Source organism: Bradyrhizobium sp. MI1.3 (genome assembly GCF_055811695.1).
Map to the genome: position 1 here is coordinate 1 of NZ_JBVVPQ010000246.1, position 586 is coordinate 586.

At 64.3% G+C, this 586-nt stretch carries 1 pseudogene; it reads left to right on the forward strand.

What is annotated here, in order from left to right:
• Window positions 1-98: 98 nt before the first annotated feature.
• Window positions 99-586: pseudogene (locus tag AC0L3A_RS40865) on the forward strand (transposase); the annotation flags it as partial.

Here is a 586-nt window from a genome sequence, read left to right on the forward strand (position 1 = left end):
GAGCTATCGCCGAAAGTTGGTGACGGCGGGAATCGGGAAGGCGGCATATCGTGGGGGTGCTTGACGCCTCCACTTCTCCACCAAAGGAGCGATATGCCGTGCCCAACGATAACGTCACCAGACTGATTCAGCCAGGATTCTTCGACGATCAACTCACCGAAATCTTACGCAATGGAGCCCGTGCGCTGCTTGCCAAGGCGGTCGAGGCCGAGGTCGCGGACTTCCTCGACAACATGCCGATTTAAAGACCCAGGACGGTCAGCAGCGCGTCGTCCGCCACGGTCACCTGCCGGAACGCGAGGTGATGACCGGTATCGGTCCGGTCACCGTCCGCCAGCCGCGTGCGCGCGACCGCGCGGCCGCCGCCGGCGATCCCGGCCGCATCCGGTTCTCACCGTCGATCCTGCCGCCCTACATGCGCCGGTCGAAGTCGATCGAGACGCTGCTGCCGATCCTTTATCTGAAGGGTATCTCGACCGGCGATTTCTCCGAGGCGCTGGCGGCGCTGATCGGCAAGGATGCTGCCGGGTTGTCGGCATCCGCCATCGGCCGGCTGAAGGACGGTTGGATCGACGAACACGCCGCG